This is a genomic window from Clostridium sp. MCC328, from assembly GCF_018785465.1.
Classification (GTDB): Bacteria; Bacillota; Clostridia; order Lachnospirales; family Lachnospiraceae; genus Pilosibacter; species Pilosibacter fragilis.
Window position 1 is genome coordinate 1 of record NZ_WQPW01000127.1, and the last position, 450, is coordinate 450.

At 47.6% G+C, this 450-nt stretch carries 1 pseudogene; it reads left to right on the top strand.

What is annotated here, in order from left to right:
* Positions 1–308: 308 nt before the first annotated feature.
* Positions 309–450 (top strand): annotated as a pseudogene (locus tag GPK83_RS15290) (DeoR family transcriptional regulator); the annotation flags it as partial.

The window sequence follows — 450 nt, forward strand, 5'->3', positions numbered from 1 at the left end:
CTGTATTGTAGTAGCTCCGTTCATTGAAGCAGTTCCCCCTTCTGACAACATTTATAACCGTTGAATTGATTATACCATATTAATTCCGCAATCGTGGAAATTTCTGATTTTTACCCCTAATTCCTACTTTGTGGACATACGGCACAGGGCACAAAAATGTTCTATGATACAGGTAGTTCATCGATGGATTATTCCAATCGAATGACCAGCCTGTGTGGGATATGCTTCCCCGGCGATGTAGTGCCATGACTTTTGGCAGGGATGTGGAGGAACCCTGACCGAAACGAGCGTACCAAAGGGAGCGATACGCCGCAGTCCTGTCCTGCAGTCCCATGACGGTCAAGCGTTCTCTGAATGAATTGGAAACTGTCGGACTTATCATGCGGGTGCGTCAGGGCGTTGGAGAACCAAACAGGATTTATGTGCTGATACCGGGAAAGGAGGACGCTG